Annotated in this window: 15 protein-coding genes, 1 tRNA gene and 1 pseudogene; 9 read left to right on the top strand and 8 right to left on the bottom strand. The window is 69.0% G+C overall.

Annotated elements, in window-relative coordinates:
* Positions 1-59 precede the first annotated feature (59 nt).
* From BKN51_RS31955 to BKN51_RS31945, 3 genes and pseudogenes are all read left to right on the top strand, one after another.
* On the top strand, positions 60-1433 hold the full coding sequence (locus BKN51_RS31955; protein ID WP_101613580.1) for a glutamate decarboxylase: 1374 nt from the start codon (positions 60-62) through the stop codon (positions 1431-1433).
* Between the two features lie 62 nt (positions 1434-1495).
* A pseudogene (locus BKN51_RS31950) lies at positions 1496-2121 on the top strand (TIGR03085 family metal-binding protein).
* 9 nt (positions 2122-2130) lie between these two features.
* Positions 2131-2316, top strand: a complete 186-nt coding sequence (locus tag BKN51_RS31945) for a 2-hydroxymuconate tautomerase (RefSeq protein WP_101611157.1) — start codon at positions 2131-2133, stop codon at positions 2314-2316.
* A 15-nt stretch (positions 2317-2331) separates the two neighbouring features.
* Here the strand turns inward: BKN51_RS31945 and BKN51_RS31940 are convergent, their stop codons facing one another.
* Positions 2332-4176 (bottom strand): prolyl oligopeptidase family serine peptidase, encoded by a 1845-nt coding sequence (locus BKN51_RS31940; RefSeq protein ID WP_101611156.1) that lies wholly within the window; start codon positions 4174-4176, stop codon positions 2332-2334.
* Between the two features lie 39 nt (positions 4177-4215).
* Between BKN51_RS31940 and BKN51_RS31935 the strand changes: the two genes are divergently transcribed.
* The gene (locus tag BKN51_RS31935) at positions 4216-4908 is read left to right on the top strand and encodes a methyltransferase domain-containing protein (RefSeq protein WP_101611155.1); all 693 of its coding nucleotides are present in this window, start codon (positions 4216-4218) and stop codon (positions 4906-4908) included.
* A gap of 551 nt (positions 4909-5459) precedes the next feature.
* Here the strand turns inward: BKN51_RS31935 and BKN51_RS31930 are convergent.
* The 3 genes from BKN51_RS31930 to BKN51_RS31920 all read right to left on the bottom strand — a co-directional run bounded on the left by BKN51_RS31930 (position 5460) and on the right by BKN51_RS31920 (position 8948).
* Positions 5460-5533, bottom strand: a tRNA-Pro gene (locus tag BKN51_RS31930).
* A gap of 28 nt (positions 5534-5561) precedes the next feature.
* A complete protein-coding gene (locus tag BKN51_RS31925; RefSeq protein ID WP_174720563.1) occupies positions 5562-6488 on the bottom strand; it encodes a metallophosphoesterase in 927 nt (308 codons plus the stop codon).
* 285 nt (positions 6489-6773) lie between these two features.
* The gene (locus BKN51_RS31920) at positions 6774-8948 is read right to left on the bottom strand and encodes a transglycosylase domain-containing protein (protein WP_101611153.1); all 2175 of its coding nucleotides are present in this window, start codon (positions 8946-8948) and stop codon (positions 6774-6776) included.
* A 349-nt stretch (positions 8949-9297) separates the two neighbouring features.
* Here BKN51_RS31920 and BKN51_RS31915 point away from each other — a divergent pair, with 349 nt between their 5' ends.
* Complete coding sequence (locus BKN51_RS31915) at positions 9298-9615, top strand: WhiB family transcriptional regulator (RefSeq protein ID WP_020632155.1); 318 nt, start codon at positions 9298-9300, stop codon at positions 9613-9615.
* Positions 9616-9678: 63 nt separating this feature from the next.
* Here the strand turns inward: BKN51_RS31915 and BKN51_RS31910 are convergent, their stop codons facing one another.
* From BKN51_RS31910 to BKN51_RS31895, 4 genes are all read right to left on the bottom strand, one after another.
* Positions 9679-10809 carry an ArsA family ATPase gene (locus BKN51_RS31910; RefSeq protein WP_101611152.1) on the bottom strand — a complete coding sequence of 377 codons (1131 nt, stop codon included), beginning with the start codon at positions 10807-10809 and terminating at the stop codon, positions 9679-9681.
* Entirely contained in the window at positions 10809-11813 is a 1005-nt protein-coding gene (locus BKN51_RS31905) for an ArsA-related P-loop ATPase (RefSeq protein ID WP_101611151.1), read from the bottom strand. The genes BKN51_RS31910 and BKN51_RS31905 overlap by 1 nt, the downstream gene beginning before the upstream one ends.
* Positions 11814-11835: 22 nt before the next feature.
* Positions 11836-12084 carry a hypothetical protein gene (locus BKN51_RS31900; protein WP_101611150.1) on the bottom strand — a complete coding sequence of 83 codons (249 nt, stop codon included), beginning with the start codon at positions 12082-12084 and terminating at the stop codon, positions 11836-11838.
* 93 nt (positions 12085-12177) lie between these two features.
* The gene (locus BKN51_RS31895) at positions 12178-13122 is read right to left on the bottom strand and encodes an esterase/lipase family protein (RefSeq protein WP_101611149.1); all 945 of its coding nucleotides are present in this window, start codon (positions 13120-13122) and stop codon (positions 12178-12180) included.
* Positions 13123-13251: 129 nt separating this feature from the next.
* Here BKN51_RS31895 and BKN51_RS31890 point away from each other — a divergent pair, with 129 nt between their 5' ends.
* Genes BKN51_RS31890 through BKN51_RS31875 form a run of 4 tightly spaced genes read left to right on the top strand, consistent with a single transcriptional unit; the run spans position 13252 to position 15691 of the window.
* On the top strand, positions 13252-13413 hold the full coding sequence (locus tag BKN51_RS31890; protein ID WP_005166970.1) for a DUF4177 domain-containing protein: 162 nt from the start codon (positions 13252-13254) through the stop codon (positions 13411-13413).
* A gap of 12 nt (positions 13414-13425) precedes the next feature.
* Entirely contained in the window at positions 13426-13881 is a 456-nt protein-coding gene (locus BKN51_RS31885) for a RidA family protein (protein ID WP_101611148.1), read from the top strand.
* A complete protein-coding gene (locus BKN51_RS31880) occupies positions 13881-14510 on the top strand; it encodes a hypothetical protein (RefSeq protein WP_101613579.1) in 630 nt (209 codons plus the stop codon). The genes BKN51_RS31885 and BKN51_RS31880 overlap by 1 nt, the downstream gene beginning before the upstream one ends.
* Before the next feature lie 38 nt (positions 14511-14548).
* The gene (locus BKN51_RS31875; RefSeq protein WP_101611147.1) at positions 14549-15691 is read left to right on the top strand and encodes a hypothetical protein; all 1143 of its coding nucleotides are present in this window, start codon (positions 14549-14551) and stop codon (positions 15689-15691) included.
* The last annotated feature ends 71 nt before the right edge of the window (positions 15692-15762 follow it).

Here is a 15762-nt window from a genome sequence, read left to right as displayed (position 1 = left end):
TGCATTGGCGGGGGGTGAGTCCGCGTGCCGGTTCCACGCCGCCGGGCTACGTTCGGTCCATGGTGCTGCACAAGGGGAAAGCGACCGACCCGGACCGCGAGGGCGGGACCAACCCGCTGTACGCCGGCGCGTACCCCGCGCTCGCCGCGAGCATCCGCCTCCCGCACGACAGCCTCGCCGAAGATCCGCTGCCGCCCGACACCGCGCTTCAGCTGGTGCGCGACGAGTTGATGCTCGACGGCAACGCCCGGCTCAACCTCGCCACGTTCGTCACCACGTGGATGGAGCCGCAGGCCCGCGAGCTGATGGCCGAATGCGTCGACAAGAACATGATCGACAAGGACGAGTACCCGCAGACGGCGGAGCTCGAGCGGCGTTGCGTGAACATCCTCGCAGACCTGTGGCACGCGCCCGATCAGAACGCGATCATGGGCTGCTCCACGACCGGTTCCTCGGAAGCCTGCATGCTCGCCGGGATGGCGCTGAAGCGCCGCTGGTCGAAGCTCGGGCGCACCGGCAAGCCGAACCTGGTGATGGGCGCGAACGTCCAGATCTGCTGGGAGAAGTTCTGCGAGTACTGGGAGGTCGAGCCGCGGCTGGTGCCGATGGAAGGCGACCGCTTCCACCTCACCGCCGACGAGGCGATCGCCCGGTGCGACGAGAACACCATCGGCGTCGTCGCGATCCTCGGGTCCACTTTCGACGGCAGTTACGAGCCCGTCGCGGAGATCGTGGCCGCGCTCGACGGGCTCCAGGAACGTTCCGGCTGGGACATTCCGGTGCACGTCGACGGCGCTTCGGGCGCGATGATCGCGCCGTTCCTCGATCCGGAGCTGGTCTGGGACTTCCGGTTGCCGAGGGTGGCGTCGATCAACACCTCCGGGCACAAGTACGGGCTGGTCTATCCCGGCGTCGGCTGGGTGGTGTGGCGGGACAAGGCGGCGTTGCCGGAAGAGCTCGTCTTCAACGTCAACTACCTCGGTGGCGACATGCCGACTTTCGCGCTGAACTTCTCGCGCCCCGGCGCCGAGGTGGCCGCGCAGTACTACACGTTCGTCCGGCTCGGACGCGAAGGTTTCCGTGCTGTGCAACAGGCTTCGCGTGACGTGGCGACCCAGCTGGCCGACGGGATCGCCGGATTGGGGCCCTTCGAGCTGCTCACCCGCGGCGATCAGTTGCCCGTGTTCGCCTTCACGACGAAGGCGGACGTCGAGGGCTTCGACGTCTTCGACGTGTCACGGCGCCTTCGCGAGCGTGGCTGGCTTGTCCCGGCGTACACGTTCCCGGAGAACAGGACCGATCTCGCGGTGCTGAGGATCGTGGTGCGCAACGGTTTCACCCACGACCTCGCGGATCTGCTGCTCGCCGACCTCCGGCGCCTGCTGCCCGAGCTCGACCACGGTCCGCGACGGCGGACGGCGTTCCATCACTGAGCCGGGTGCCCTGCGTCACGCCGGATTTCCCCGGGCCCTACCGGCGCGTAACGTCGGGGGGTATGGGAGTCGCCGGAGACGAACGTCAAGCGTTGAGCGAGCTTTTCGAAGAGGTCGGCCCGGACGCGCCGACCCTGTGCACGGGCTGGAAGACGCGGGATCTCGCGGCGCATCTGCTGGTGCGTGAGCGCAGGCCGGACGCGATGCCCGGGATCCTGGTGCCCGCGCTGGCGTCGTACACGCAGCGGGTGCAGGACTCGTACGCCGCGCGGCCGTGGGCCGACGTCGTGGGCAAGGTCCGGTCCGGCCCCGCCTGGTACTGGCCGACGTCGATCGGCGCCGTCGACGAGCTGACGAACAGCGCGGAATTCCTGATCCACCACGAGGACGTCCGTCGCGGGCAGCCCGGCTGGGAGCCCCGTCCCGCGGACCCCGCACGGGACGCGGCGGCGTGGAAGTCGGCGAAACAGGCGTCGAAGCTGAACCTGCGGAAATCCCCGGTCGGCGTGATCCTGAAGACCCCGAAGGCCACGAAGCGCAGGTCAAGGAAGGCCCCGACACGGTGACGGTGGTCGGTGCGCCGATCGAACTGCTGCTGTTCGTTTTCGGCCGCGACGCCGCCCGGATCACCTTCGAAGGTGACGCCTACGCGGTGGACAGGCTCCGGAAGCACGACCGCGGGCTTTAGAGTTCGGCCATGCCGATGATCAGTGTTTCGATGTTCCCCGGCCGGACGGCCGAACAGAAGCAGGCCCTCGTGCGCGAGGTGACCGACGCCTTCGTCCGCACCTGCGGTGGCAAGGCCGAAGGTGTCTGGGTGACCATCAACGAGATTCCCGCCGAACACTGGGCGTCCGGCGGGACTCTCTTCTCCGAGCGCTGACCCCGCTCGCCGGGGTCAGCGAAGCCCGACGGCCCTCAGCGCGAAGAACACCTCGATCGCCGTCTGCTTGATCGTCTCGGCGATCACCAGCGACCCGTGGCCCGCGTCGAAACGGTAGAACTCGAACGAGATCTCCCGCTTCTCGAGCCTGTCGAGGTAGTTCTCGACCTGCCGGATCGGGCAGCGCGGGTCGTTGTCCCCGGCGAGCACCAGCACCGGCGCCGTCACGGCCTCGACGTAGGTGATCGGCGAGCATTCCCGGTACACCGCGGGCACCGTCTCCGGCGAACCGCCGAACAGCGCCCTGTCGAACGAGCGAAGCTGCTCCATCTCGTCCTCGTACGCGGCGACGTAGTCCGCGACGGGAACCCCGGCGATCCCCGCGGCCCAGCGCGCGGGCTGGGTGCCGAGCGCCAGCAGGCTCAGGTAGCCACCCCACGAAGCGCCGTTCACCACGCACTTACCCGGATCCGCGAGTCCACTTTGGACCGCCCAGTCGTGCACGGCGGCGACGTCTTCGAGTTCGGTCAGGCCGGGACGTCCTTCGATCGCGTCGCGCCAGGCGGAACCGTAGCCCGTCGAGCCGCGGTAATTGACCTCGACGACGGCGAATCCGGCGTCGAGCCAGACGGCGCGGTAGGCGGAGAACCGGTCTTCGTCGGCCGAATGCGGCCCGCCGTGCAGGGAGAAGACCGTCGGGAGCGGGCCTTCGGGCGCGTCGGCGGGACGGGACACGAGCGCGTGGATCTGCCCGCCGATCCCGTCGACGAACGCGTCGGTGACCGGCGCTGACTCCGGAGCCCGCTCGCCCGGCGGTTCGAGGAGGACCGAGTCGGTGCCGTCCGCGGTCCTGGCGCGGACGGCGGTCGGCCGCGCGGCACTGGACCACGAATACTCGACGGTGCCGTCGGGCCGCACCCCGGCGCCGCCGATCCGGCCCGGCGGGGTGTCCAAAGAGGACAATCCGCCGCTCGCGAGGTCGTAGCGGTGCAGGGAACTGCGGCCCTGGTGGAAGTGGACGACGAGGAGCGCGTGCGCGTCCGGGTACCAGCCCGCGATCACTTCGCCCGGCAGATCGAGCTCGATCTCCAGCTCGGTGTCCGCGGCGGTGTCCCAGATCAGCAGTTCTTCGCGACCGCGCCGCTCGTGCAGCACCAGCAACCGCTGGTCGCCCGCGACCGGCGAGAACTCGAGCGCGCCGAGGCCCTTGCCTTCGCCGTCCCATTTGTCGGCAACCGTGGTGAAGCCGTCGGTCGACAGGACGCGCAGCGCGGGGTGGCGCGAATCACCGTGCTCGGAATGCGAGATCACGAGCCGCGACTCGTCGCGGGAGAGCGAGGAGATCCCGGCGTCGTCGTCATGACGGTAGAAGCTGGTGGTCTCGCCGTCGATATGGGCGAAGAGTTCGCTGCCGTCGTCGGTCGAAACGCCGACCGCGATCACGCGGGTGCCGATCTCGAGCCCGGCGGGGTAGCCGTCGTGGACGTCCGGCACCGCGCGCTCGGCGGCGGCTCCCGGTGCGAACGGTTCGCGGACCCAGGAACCGAATTCGTCGCCGTCGGTGTCGTTGAACCACCAGATCCAGCGGCCGTCGGGGGACGGGGTCGCGTGCATGGTGCCGGCGGGGCGGTCGGTGACGCGGCGGTGCTCGCCGGTCGACCGGTCCCAGGAGTAGACCTCCCAGACGCCGCTGGCGTTGGAGACGTAGATGTTCGCGTCCGGGGCGTCGATGGCCCACTCGGGGACCGAGATGCGCGGTGCGTGGAAGCGGGCCCGCCACCTGGCCTCGGCTTCGGCGTCGTCGAACAGGCGGTCCGGGACCGCCGCGGACGGATATTTGTTGCCTGGCTGCGTGCTCACCCCTCGATCCTGCCACCCCGGAGCCGTACTGTGTGCGGGGTGCTGGAGGGAAACACGCCGCGCGCCGCGGTGTCCGCGCGGTCAGCGCGCCAAGCGGTCGAACGGGCCGTGTTCGCGCAACCGCTGTTCGGGCCGGGGATGGGGGTCGTCGACGTCGGCTGCGGCCCGGGTTCGATCACCCTCGGTATCGGCGACGGGCACAGAAAGTCCACAGTGGACTTTCTGTGGGCTGACGCTCGCGCGCTGCCGTTCGCCGAGGCTTCGGTCGACGTGGTCTTCGCGCATGCCGTCTTCGAGTACCTGAGGGAACCGGGTGCCGCCCTGGCAGAGCTGCGGCGGGTGCTCAAACCCGGCGGTGCCCTCGCACTGTCCACATCGGACTGGAGTCGGGCGCGGCTCCGGCCGAAGACGGCGAACGTCGACGCCGCCCTCCGCGGGCACTACCTGCTGTGCCGTCGCGCCGGTGGCGATCCGTTCGCCGGACGCTCGATTCCCGCCGCGGTCGCGGCCGCCGGTTTCACCGACGTGCGAACGAAAATCCGCTACCGCGCGGACGCGACGTACCGGGCGCTGGCGACGTCGGTGGAGGCGCGCCTGGTGACGGCGCTGGAAACCGCGACCACCCCGGACCGCGACCAACTCGCCTCGGCCGCCCGCTCGGCGTGGTCATGGGCGCGCTCCGGCGACGGCGATTTCGCCCAATGCTGGACGGAACTCCTCGCCACCCGCTGACGCCCTCTCTCGCTCTGCTCTCCGGCGTCCCCAATGCCGCATTGGGGACACTCAGCGACTCAAATGCGACATTGGGAACCCCTGCGGCCAGTTGTCCACACCCGCCCGCCGTTGTGGACAACCGACCCCGCCACCCCCGCTTTCGCCCGGTCCCGACGCCCCTCGCCGATACGCTGGGTCCGGGGTCGCCCCCCTGGGAGCGGCGGGGGCTGCCCGCGCGAGTTCGGCGGGGAGGGGTGCATGCCCTGAAGGCCACCTTTGAGACGCTCAACGCCCCCAAGGTGGCCTTCAAGACATGCGGAAGTCGTGGTGTCCGGGGTTGCCCGCGTTTAGTCCTCTGGATGCGTTTGGGGAGCTGAAGGGGACCATGCCCGCATGCCACGCAGGGAAAGCGCCCTTCGCCGCATGCCACGCAGGGAAAGCGCCCTTCGCCGCATGCGACGTGGGGAAGGGGCCCTTCAGCCCACGCCGACACGACCCGGCACGACCCGGGCGCAACGCAAGAAGGCCCCGTTCGCGTGTTCTGCGAGCGGGACCTTCTTGATCTAGCGTCGGGGTGGCGGGATTCGAACCCACGACCTCCTCGACCCGAACGAGGCACGCTACCAAGCTGCGCCACACCCCGGATACTTCTTAGCGGGTCGTGGAGAAGTTTAGCGGACGGTGTTTCGCGCTTTGCGGGGGGCTGCTTTCCGGTGATCGCCGCTGGTCGTACCCCGTGGGACGAGGGTCAGCAGGCTGGCCTCGGGAGGGCACGCGAAGCGCGCGGGGGCGTACGGCGAGGTGCCCAGTCCGGCGGAGACGTGGAGCCACATCTGGGCGCCCCAGCGGGACGCGCCGCGGGCGCGGGTGCGGTCGAGTTCGCAGTTGGTGACGAGCGCGCCGTAGCCGGGGACGCGGAGTTGCCCGCCGTGCGTGTGGCCCGCGAGGACGAGGTCGTAGCCGTCGCCGGCGAACTCGTCGAGGACGCGCGGTTCCGGGGAGTGCGTGACACCGATGCGGACGGCGGCGCCGCGGTCGGCCGGGCCCGCGATGTCGGCGTACCGGTCGCGCCGGAGGTGGGCGTCGTCGACGCCGGCGGTGAACACGTACTGGTCGGCGACCTCGATGGTGCGGCGGACGTGCGTGAGGTCGTCCCAGCCGTGTTCGACGAAGGCCGCGCGGAGGTCGCGCCAGGGCAGGTGCTCGCCGTGGATCCGCTTCTTCTTGCCCTTCGGCATGAGGTAGCGCGCCGGGTTCTTCGGTTTCGGCGCGTAGTAGTCGTTGCTGCCGAAAATGAACACGCCGGGCCGCTCGAGCAGGGGGCCGAGTGCGCGCAGCACCGACGGGACGGCCTGCTGATGTGACAGGTTGTCACCGGTGTTGACGACGAGATCCGGTTCGAGCTCGTCGAGCGCGGCTACCCAGCGTTGCTTGCTCACGTGCCCGGGCAGCATGTGCAGGTCCGAGATGTGGAGGATCGTGAAGGGCTTCGCCCCCGCGGCGAGGACCGGGAGCTCCGCGGTGCGAAGCGTCCACCGGCGCCTTTCGATGCCGACCGCGTAACCGAGGGTCGCGGCTCCCAGGGCGACGGTTCCCACGGCCAAGCGCCGTACCGTCGCCCTCGAGGTGTTGCTGTTACTGAGCGTGCTCACGATGTCCAGTTTACGTGCTCATCGGTGGTGATCGTCCGCCCCCATTCCGGCGATCCCGAAGAATCGCTGGAATGGCCTCTTTTCTTCACTTTCCGTGGTCGGCGAGGGGTGTGGTGATCAGCCGACATGGTCTTGTCGACAGCTGTTCCCCGTTAGGCCGCCAGCTGCTCACTCAAAGTTAGATTCGTGTGACTCATCGTGATTTGCGCTGGTGAACGCGGCCGTGGAGGATCAGCGTCCGCCGCCCATGTACTTCGGGTCCGGCGCCGGCAGCGGCAGCGCTTCCTGGCCTTCGAGGATCTTCGACATCGCCCCGAACCAGGTCTGTGCCGGCGTCTTGCCGCCCCACATGTTTTCGCAGCCGCGAGCGGACACGTTGCCCGGGCCGAGGTAGCAGAGGCCGCCACTTCCACCCTTCGGGCGGAACACCATCGCCGCGCCCGCGAGCTGCGGGGTAGCCCCCATGTACGAGCCCGCGCCGTTGCTCTGTGTGGTCCCGGTCTTGCCGATCACCGGCCGGTTCCACTTGGCGCCGCTCGCGGCGCCGGTCGACGTCCCGCCCTGGCTGTCCTTGCTCATGCCGACCGCGAGGGTGTTGGCGAGGCCTTCGGGGACCACCTGCTCGCAAGCGGCTTCCTTGACCGGAACCGGCTTCCCCTCCCGGTCGGTGATGCCTGAGAGGGGGGTCGGCGGGCACCAGACGCCGCCGCTCATGATCGTGGCGGCGACGTTCGCCAGTTCCAGACCGGACAGTGGGCTCACGCCGAGGGTGAACGCACCTGATCCGTTCCAGCCCGGCTTCGGTCCGTATGCCTGGAGCTGATTGACGTTGACGCCGTCGTCCTTGGAGTTCGGGTCGACGGTGCCGCCGCCCCGGTTGCTGGCCATGGTGTCGCGCATGCCGAGCTTGCGCGCCATCTCCACGACCGGTCCGGTGCTCCCGAGCCGGTCCTCCAGCGCCACGAACGCCGTGTTCGGCGAGGTCGCCAGCGCCTGCTGCATCGACATCGTCCCACCGGCAGGGTTGTAGTCGCCCGCGTTGCCGACGCAGTACCAGTTACCACCCGGCCCGGCAGGGGGCCGGGGAGCCACGGGGCACTTCTTCGGGCCACCGGCGAACACGTTGGAGACGTAGAGATCGGGTACCGGGAGCGAGGTGTTGATCCCGGCCACGCCGGCTTCCAGTGCCGCGGCGGCGGTGAAGACCTTGTACGCGGAACCAGCGCCAGCGGTGTTGTAGACGCCGGAAGGCAACGCGAAGGTCGTCTGGCCCTGGTCTTCGTGCAGCCCGTAGTCACGGTTCGCCGCCAGCGCCACGACTTCGTGCCGGTTCTTGCCCGGCTTCACCAGCGACAGTGTGTTCGCGACGTTGTCCTGCGTCTTCTTGACCTGTGCCTCGGCCGACATCTTGGCTTCGTGGTTCGCCCGTTCGTCCAAAGTGGTCTTGATCTGGTAGCCGCCGGTGTAGAGGTCGTCCTTCGTCATGCCGTTCTTGAGGAGATAGTCCTCGACGTACTGGCAGAAGAAACCGTTTTCCGTTCCGGCGCCGGTGCAGTTCGACGCGGGCTTCTGCGGACCGCCCTCGACGACGCCGAGCGGTTCGCCCTTGAACCGGTCCGCGTCCACCTTCGCGAGCTTGTGGTTGTCGACCATGCGGTCCAGCACCAGGTTGCGGCGCTCGGTCGCCTTCGCCGGGGCCTTCCACGGGTCGTTGACGATCGGGTTGTTCACCAGACCGGCCAGCAGCGCGGCCTGCGGCACCGTCAGCTTCTCGACGGGGGTGTTGAAATACGCCTGCGCGGCCGCGCCGACGCCGAAGATCTCGCGCGAGAACTCGACGACGTTGAGGTAGCCGGTCAAGATCTGCATCTTGTTCAGCTTGGTTTCCAGCTGGATCGCGATCCGGGCTTCTTTCAGCTTCCGGGCGACCGACTGTTCCTGTGCGCGCTTCTGGCCCGGCTTGTCGTCCCGGTAGACGACGTTGATCAGGTAGTTCTTGACGTACTGCTGGGTCAGCGTCGACGCGCCCTGCGTGTCCCCGCCGGTGCTGTTGCTGACCGCGGCGCGCAGCGTGCCCTTCCAGTCCACCCCGTTGTGCTCGTAGAAGCGCTTGTCCTCGACCGAGATCAGCGCCCACTTCATGGCGTCGTTGATCTGCGTCTCGGCGGTGGGGATGCGGAACTGCTTGTACAGCGTCGCGATCTGCTTGCCGGTGTTGTCGGTGATCGTGGTCACCAGGGGCGGCGGAATGTCCGCAAGGTCCGAAGATGTCTTGTCGACGGTCTCGCTCGCCTGGTTGGAGATCACGCCCGCGGCGCCCGCCACCGGGAACAACATTCCCGCGACCAGCACCCCCGCGAGCACACACAGGCCAATGAGCTTCAGCAGACCGTCCGTTTTGCGCACGCGGACCAGGGTACGCGGATCCCGTTAGCCCACCGTGACGTCACCTCGCTGTCGGTGCGGATTCGGTCACGAAATCGACCCCATGTGGTGACGTCCGGTAACGGGAGGCATTCTAGGGCTTGGCGGAGGGAACCGAGGGCCCTTACAGTCCGTCAACGTCTCACGTATGAAAAAGCCGACAGACGGGTGAGTGCGAGCGGCAGTCGCATTCGACCGAACGGAGGCACCGGCACCGGGGAGGTGCCGGCTCAACCGACGTGAGCACAAGGGAGACACGCTCATGGGGGCAGGAGCGCAGGCTTTTCGTCCCCCCGTGGTGTGTCGAACACCAGGGTAGGGAGCTGGGGGTATGGAAACCAACCAGTCGAGCTGGCGAGTCAATGCGTCGTGCCGCGACACCGATCCGGACGGTTTGTTCGTCCGGGGTGCGGAACAGAACCGGGCCAAGGCGGTCTGCCTCGGTTGCCCGGTCAGGACGGAATGCCTCGCGGAAGCGCTCGATGGCCGGATCAACTTCGGTATCTGGGGAGGTATGACCGAACGGGAACGGCGGGCGCTGCTGCGACGGCGGCCGGACGTGACCAGCTGGGCGGATCTGCTCGAAGCGGCGAAGCGCAGTTTCACCGGGATCGACGAAGAGGAAGACGTACGCGTCCGAGTCTCGTGATCAGGAATCCGTGGAGGACCCCTTCCCTGAGTCCAAGGTAGGGAAGGAGTCCTCCACGGACTTTCAGGACTGGGTACCCAACCTGGTTCCGATGTCGCGCAGGCCTTCGAGATCGTGCACGTCACTGGGGAGCGCGGGCACCCGCACCAGCGGGACCTCGGGATGAGCCCGCGTGAACCTGGCGAGCAGCCGCGTCTCTCGTTCGGCCAGCGCGACCCGGTCCGCGTGCAGGCGGAGGACGGCTTCGGCCAGCGGTGCGCCGGCCTCGCCCTTCGCCAGCTGCTCGGCGGCCGCGATGGCCTCCGCGCCGGTCAGCGCCGCGAGCACCGGATGCGTCCGGTTCGCGACCAGCCCGGCCAGCGGCATGCTCTCTTCCGAAAGCCGCTCCACGAAGTAGGACGCCTCGCGCAGTGCGTCCGGCTCCGGCGCGGCGACCACGAGGAACGACGTCCCGCCGGACCGCAACAACTCGGAGGTCTTGCGCGCGCGTTCGCGGAAGCCGCCGAACATGCTGTCGAAGGCCTGCATGAACGCCGAAGCGTCGGTCAGCAGCTGGCCGCCGATGATCGTCGAGACGGCCTTCGCGAACATCGAGAACCCGGCGTTGACGACCTTGCGCAGTCCCCAGCCGCCCGCTTTGGCCGGACCGGTGAGCAGCCGGATCATCCGGCCGTCGAGCGCGCTGGAAAGCCGCGTCGGCGCGTCGAGGAAGTCCAGCGCGGACCGGCTCGGCGGGGTGTCGACGATGATCAGGTCCCACTCGTCGGTGGCCGCGAGCTGCCCCAGCTTCTCCATCGCCATGTACTCCTGCGTTCCGGAGAACGACGTGGAAATGGTCTGGTAGAAGGGGTTCTGCAACAGCTGCTCGGAGCGTTCCGGGCCGGCGTGCACCCGCACCATGTCGTCGAAGGTGCGGCGCATGTCGAGCATCATCGCCCAGAGTTCGCCCTTGGGCTCGAAGCCTTCGACGTGCACCTGCTTCGGGTGATTGCCCAGTTCGCGCAGGCCGAGCGCCTGTGCCAGCCGCCGCGCCGGGTCGATGGTGAGCACCACTGTCTGCCGTCCGCGTTCGGCCGCGCGCAGCGCCAGCGCCGCCGCGGTGGTCGTCTTGCCGACCCCGCCGGACCCGCAGCAGACGATGACCCGGCTCTCCGGATCGTCGATCAGCTTGTCGATCTCCAGGATGTCCGACATCAGCGCACTCCCTGCTCGGTCAGCGCTTCGGCGAGGTCGTAGAGCGCCGCGACGTCGACCCCGTCGGTCAGGTCCGGCAGTTCGAGGCCGGGAAGGTCCGCTTCGGACAGTTGCTCGCGGGCGCGTTGTTCGGCCGCGACCCGGACGGCGTGCTCGACGGTCTCCTCGACCAGCGCGTCGAGAGTGCTGTCGGGCAGGTTCAGCCCGGCCGACGCGAGCCCGGCGCGGACGCGCGAGGCGTCGACGCGGCCGTCCGCGGCGGCCGTCACCGATCGCGCGGGCAGCCTCGGCGGGCGGACCCGGTTGACCAGCACCGCGCCGGGGCGCAGATCCGCGCCGTCGAGTTCGGCGACCGCTTCGACGGTCTCCCGCACCGGCATCTCTTCCAGCAGTGTCACCAGGTGGATGGCGGTCTCGCCGGAGTGCAGCAGCCGGACGACGCCGTCGGCCTGGCCGCGGATCGGGCCGGTCTTGGCGAGATCGGTCAGCGCCTTGGTGACGTCGAGGAACTTCACGACCCGGCCGGTGGGCGGCGAGTCGACGACGACGGCGTCGTAGGTGTGGCGGCCGTCCGACTCTGTCCGGCCGACGCATTCCTTGATCTTGCCGGTCAGCAGGACGTCGCGAAGCCCCGGCGCGAGCGTCGTGGCGAACTCGATCGCGCCCATCCGCCGCAGCGTCCGCCCCGCGAAGCCGAGGTTGTAGAACATTTCGAAGTATTCGAGGAGCGCGGCCTCGACGTCGATGTGCAGTGCGCGCAGCTCACCGCCGCCGGGCACGGCCGCGATGCGCTGCTCGGCGTACGGCAGCGGCTCGGTGTCGAAGAGCTGGGCGATGCCCTGGCGGCCTTCGACCTCGATCAGCAGCACGCGGCGCCCGCCCTTGGCGAGCGCGAGGCCCAGCGAGGCGGCGAGCGTGGTCTTGCCCGTCCCGCCCTTGCCGGTGACGAAATGCAGCCTGGCTCTCGCGAGTTCGTCGGTCCAGCCGGCAAGGGATGTGCTCACCGGTCCCACCCTAATTGAGGGTTCAGCCCGCCAGCAGCATGACGCCGAGCGCAGCGGCGACCACCGCGACGATGACCCAGGTCAGGACGCCGGGCAGCACCGTGAGCATCACCACACCGAGCAGCAGGAGGACCACGAAGGCCACCGCGCCGGTGATCGCGACCGTCCCCGACCTGTCCGTGCGGTCCCGTGCCTTCGCCATCAGGACGAGCACCAGCGGCAGCCCGGCCGCGGCGAGCAGGACGGTCGCGACCACACGCCAGGTCTCCACCCCGGTCAGCCTAGTGGGGGCTGAAGGACGCCATGCCCCCATGCGATGAGGTGAAAGCTCCCTTCACCTCATCGCATGCGGGGAAAGGCCCCTTCAGCTCCCGATGGGGGTCGCGGGCACACACGGGACGGGCTTCGCGTGCGCCGGGTCGAGGGCGTTGAGGACGTGCCCGGCCGCGTTGCGGTCGGCGGCGACCCCGGCGTGCTCCGCCAGGTCCAGCAGGCAGCCGTCCTGCAGGACGATGTTCTTCACGTTCGGGCCCTTGCCCATGCCGCTCGTGTACGGGACGACGGCCTCGTCGTAGCGGGTCATGATGTTCGTGTACGTCACGCCCGGCTGGAAGACGCCGTTCCCGGAGCGCAGGTTCGTGAGGAACTCCGAACCGCGGAGGAACTGGCGGCACGAGCCGCAGGCCGGGTCGAGGATGCCGTTGATCCCGGGTGCGAGCCCCAGCGCGCCCGCGAGCGCGTAGAGATGCGAGGCGCCGAACAGGGTCGTGCCGTCCCACAGCGGGGTCAGGCTGACGTACTTGTCCACTTTGGACGCTCCGCCGAGGAACTTCACGTAATAGGAAGGCATCAGCGTGCCCTCGGAGTGCCCGAGGATGTCCACCTTGGACGCTCCGGTCGCACCGAGGACCTTGTCGACGAACGCCGACAGCTCCTTCGCGCTCTGTTCCATCGGCAGGAGCCCGCCGGGCTGGTAGATCGGCAGCGGCTTGCCGGGGATCCCGTAGGTCAGGGAGAAGACGCAGTACCCGTTGTTCTTGAGCAGCGGGCCGAACGTCTGCCAGTTCACCGTCTGGTTGGCGCCGAGACCGTGCGTCAGCACCACGGGGTTGGGGTGGGCGGTACTCGGACTGCAGTCGAAATCATTCGACCCGGGTGGCGGGCCGCCGGGATTCGCCGCCTGCGCGGGCAGGGCCGCGGCGAGGGTCCACGGAACGGGAAGTTTCTGGGCGGCGTTCGCCGGTGCGGCGCAGATCAGGGCAAGGGCCGCGGCCGCGCAGGCGGCGGCAAGGGACTTCGTCGTCCGCATGTCAACGTCCTATCTACTGACGAGTAGGTGTGAAGTGAACCACATCGGCGGGAAATCGGCGAACCGGTCGCGAGAGGGTTTTCCGCATGTGTGTCGGGCGCTCTTGCCGGTTTGGCTACGCTCCCCGACATGAGCGCCACCAAGTGGGAGTACGCGACCGTCCCCCTGTTGATCCACGCCACCAAGCAGATCCTCGACCAGTGGGGCGAGGACGGCTGGGAGCTCGTCACCGTGCTCCCGAACCCGACCGGCGAGCAGCACGTCGCCTACCTCAAACGAGCCAAGAACTGAGGGATTGAAGCCATGACCTGGAGCGATCGACTCGCCGAGCTCGGTATCGAACTTCCCGGCGTCGCCGCCCCGCTGGCGGCCTACGTGCCCGCCGTCCGCACCGGTTCGCACGTCTACACGTCGGGGCAGCTGCCCTTCGTCAAGGGTGAGCTCGAAGCGACCGGCAAGGTCGGCGCCGAGGTCAGCCCCGAAGAGGCGAAGCAGTACGCGCGGACTTCGATCCTCAACGCGCTCGCCGCGGTCGACTCGATCGCCGGCGTCGACAACATCGTGCGCGTGGTCAAGGTCGTCGGGTTCGTGGCGTCCGCGGAGGGCTTCACCGGTCAGCCCGCGGTGATCAACGGGGCGTCCGAGCTGCTCGGCGAGATCTTCGGCGACGCGGGCATCCACGCCCGTTCGGCCGTCGGGGTCGCCGAGCTGCCGATCGGGGCGCCGGTCGAGATCGAACTGATCGTGGAGGTGAAGTGATGGACCCGGACATCGAAAAGTCCTCGCACGAGCTTCTGCTCCGGCTGGCCGGACGGCTGCCGGATCAGCTCTTGTGGCGGTTCCGCGACTGGCTGGGCGAGGGCGCGATGGGGACGCTCGCGCGGACGCTCCCCAGGTCTTTGCTTAAGCACAGGATCGATCTGGACCAAACCGAGTATCGCCTGCTAGTCGCCGGGCTCATTCCTCACGGGGCGGACTGGCATCAGGTGAGTTCCACCCTGGGGGTAGACGACGTCACCGAGACCAGGTACACATTCACGCAGAGTGCGCCCGAATGGGTGAACTCCGTCGACTCTGTGTCCGTATTGATCCACGCAACGTTGCGGGGGCGGCCGGATGTGGGTGAGGTGCGGCAAAGCTGGCGACACCTTGGTGTGGTCGGCGAGGGTGGGGCGAAACGAGTCCTCCTGGTCACGGCGCTCAACGGGCTGCCGAGGCTGACGGGCGAACTGCAGCGCGTCCTGCGCGTGCTGGGGGACGAGGAGCCCGGCGTCGAGGTCCTCCCGCCGAGCATCGATCTCACCGGCTATCACCGCACCGCGCTCGCCAGCTCCGAACTGGTCTGTGTGGGCGCGGTGGACACCGGAAGTCGGCTGGTCGCCGCTTAACGCTCGCACCACCAGGCGAGCCGGGAGGGAGCAGAGCAATGGTGGAGGTCCACGACGGCCCGCCCATGGACGGGTTCTCGGTGCCCCTGCGCCTGCACAACCTGTTACTGGCCCTGGCGGGTCGTATCGACGACAGTGCTTTGACCGAAGCGCGTGAGCTGATCGCGCGTGCGCACATCGACGAAGCGGTGGAGCTCACCACCGGCACCCTGATCGCGGGGAAGATCCCGGTGAGCTCGTCCGAACAACGTGAACTCGCGCTCGTCCTCGAGATGAGCCGGTCCGACGCCACACTGGCGAACGACCTGCTCGTCGAGGAGGACGAGTCGGTGCTCACCCACCGGTTCACCGGTGAGAACACGCCCGAATTCGGTCTCGCCGAGGCGCTCGACCGCACCCTTCAGGTGCTGCCGGACGTCCGGTCGGTGCACGCGGTGTGGCGGAACACGCCCGCCGGCAGCGTGCCCGGCGCGTTGCCGCAGCGGGTGGTCCTGGTCGAGATCGGCCCGGAGGGCAACCCGCCCGCGGTCGCGTTCCGCGTGGACACCGCGCTTCGCCGCGCGGGGATCCGTTCGGTCGTCGAGGTCGCGGGACCCGGTGTCGCCCGGTCCGCCTACCACCAGGCCGCTTCGTCGGCCGCGAGTCCTGTCTGGGTCACCGGGAGTACCCATTCCAGTGACTTTCGGTCCGAGCCGGTGACCCCACCGGCCGCTCCGGCCCCGGCTCCCGAGCCGGCCAAGGAGCAGCCGAGCAGGCACGGGCTGCGGCCGGTGGGCAGCGGTGGTCACGAACCGGCCGAGCCGATCGCACCGGTGGTGCCGATCGTGCAGCAGGTGCCCGCGCCGGTTTCGCCGCCGCCTTCACCGGAGCCGGCGCCGCCGCGCAAGTCGCGGGCGGAGACCCGCGCCGAGCGCACGGCGGACCTGACCCCGGCCGAAGTCGCGCAGCTGCGGCAGGCGCTCAAAGAGGACCCCGAAAAGGGCCGTGAGATCGCCTCGGGCAAGCCGAGCATGCACGAGGTCGTCGAGCTGCCCGCTCTCGACCTCGACGACCCCAGCCTGAGCGAGCGCGATCGTGCGCTCCTTCGCGAGCTGCACGCCGAGCTCGCCGAACGGGAGCGCGCCGAAGCGGCGAAGATCCGGCTGAACGGGGCTTCGCGCAGCAGCGGCTGGTCCTCTTAAAGAGTTCCACGCGTTTCGTCCTCTGGACGCGGTGGTTGCACGCGCAACTATCGCAACCAGAGGACGAAACG

This window comes from Amycolatopsis sp. BJA-103 (genome assembly GCF_002849735.1).
Taxonomy (GTDB): domain Bacteria; phylum Actinomycetota; class Actinomycetes; order Mycobacteriales; family Pseudonocardiaceae; genus Amycolatopsis.
The sequence above is the reverse complement of the archived record's forward strand: the minus strand, read 5'-3'. Positions and strand labels throughout refer to the sequence as shown.

Bases quoted from the DNA above. Each gene is read 5' to 3' on its own strand.
- BKN51_RS31915 (WP_020632155.1), top strand. From the start codon at position 9,298: ATGGAAACCAACCAGTCGAGCTGGCGAGTCAATGCGTCGTGCCGCGAC.
- BKN51_RS31880 (WP_101613579.1), top strand. From the start codon at position 13,881: ATGGACCCGGACATCGAAAAGTCCTCGCACGAGCTTCTGCTCCGGCTG.
- BKN51_RS31875 (WP_101611147.1), top strand. From the start codon at position 14,549: ATGGTGGAGGTCCACGACGGCCCGCCCATGGACGGGTTCTCGGTGCCC.
- BKN51_RS31890 (WP_005166970.1), top strand. From the start codon at position 13,252: ATGAGCGCCACCAAGTGGGAGTACGCGACCGTCCCCCTGTTGATCCAC.
- BKN51_RS31955 (WP_101613580.1), top strand. From the start codon at position 60: ATGGTGCTGCACAAGGGGAAAGCGACCGACCCGGACCGCGAGGGCGGG.
- BKN51_RS31945 (WP_101611157.1), top strand. From the start codon at position 2,131: ATGCCGATGATCAGTGTTTCGATGTTCCCCGGCCGGACGGCCGAACAG.
- BKN51_RS31910 (WP_101611152.1), bottom strand. From the start codon at position 10,809: ATGTCGGACATCCTGGAGATCGACAAGCTGATCGACGATCCGGAGAGC.
- BKN51_RS31885 (WP_101611148.1), top strand. From the start codon at position 13,426: ATGACCTGGAGCGATCGACTCGCCGAGCTCGGTATCGAACTTCCCGGC.
- BKN51_RS31895 (WP_101611149.1), bottom strand. From the start codon at position 13,122: ATGCGGACGACGAAGTCCCTTGCCGCCGCCTGCGCGGCCGCGGCCCTT.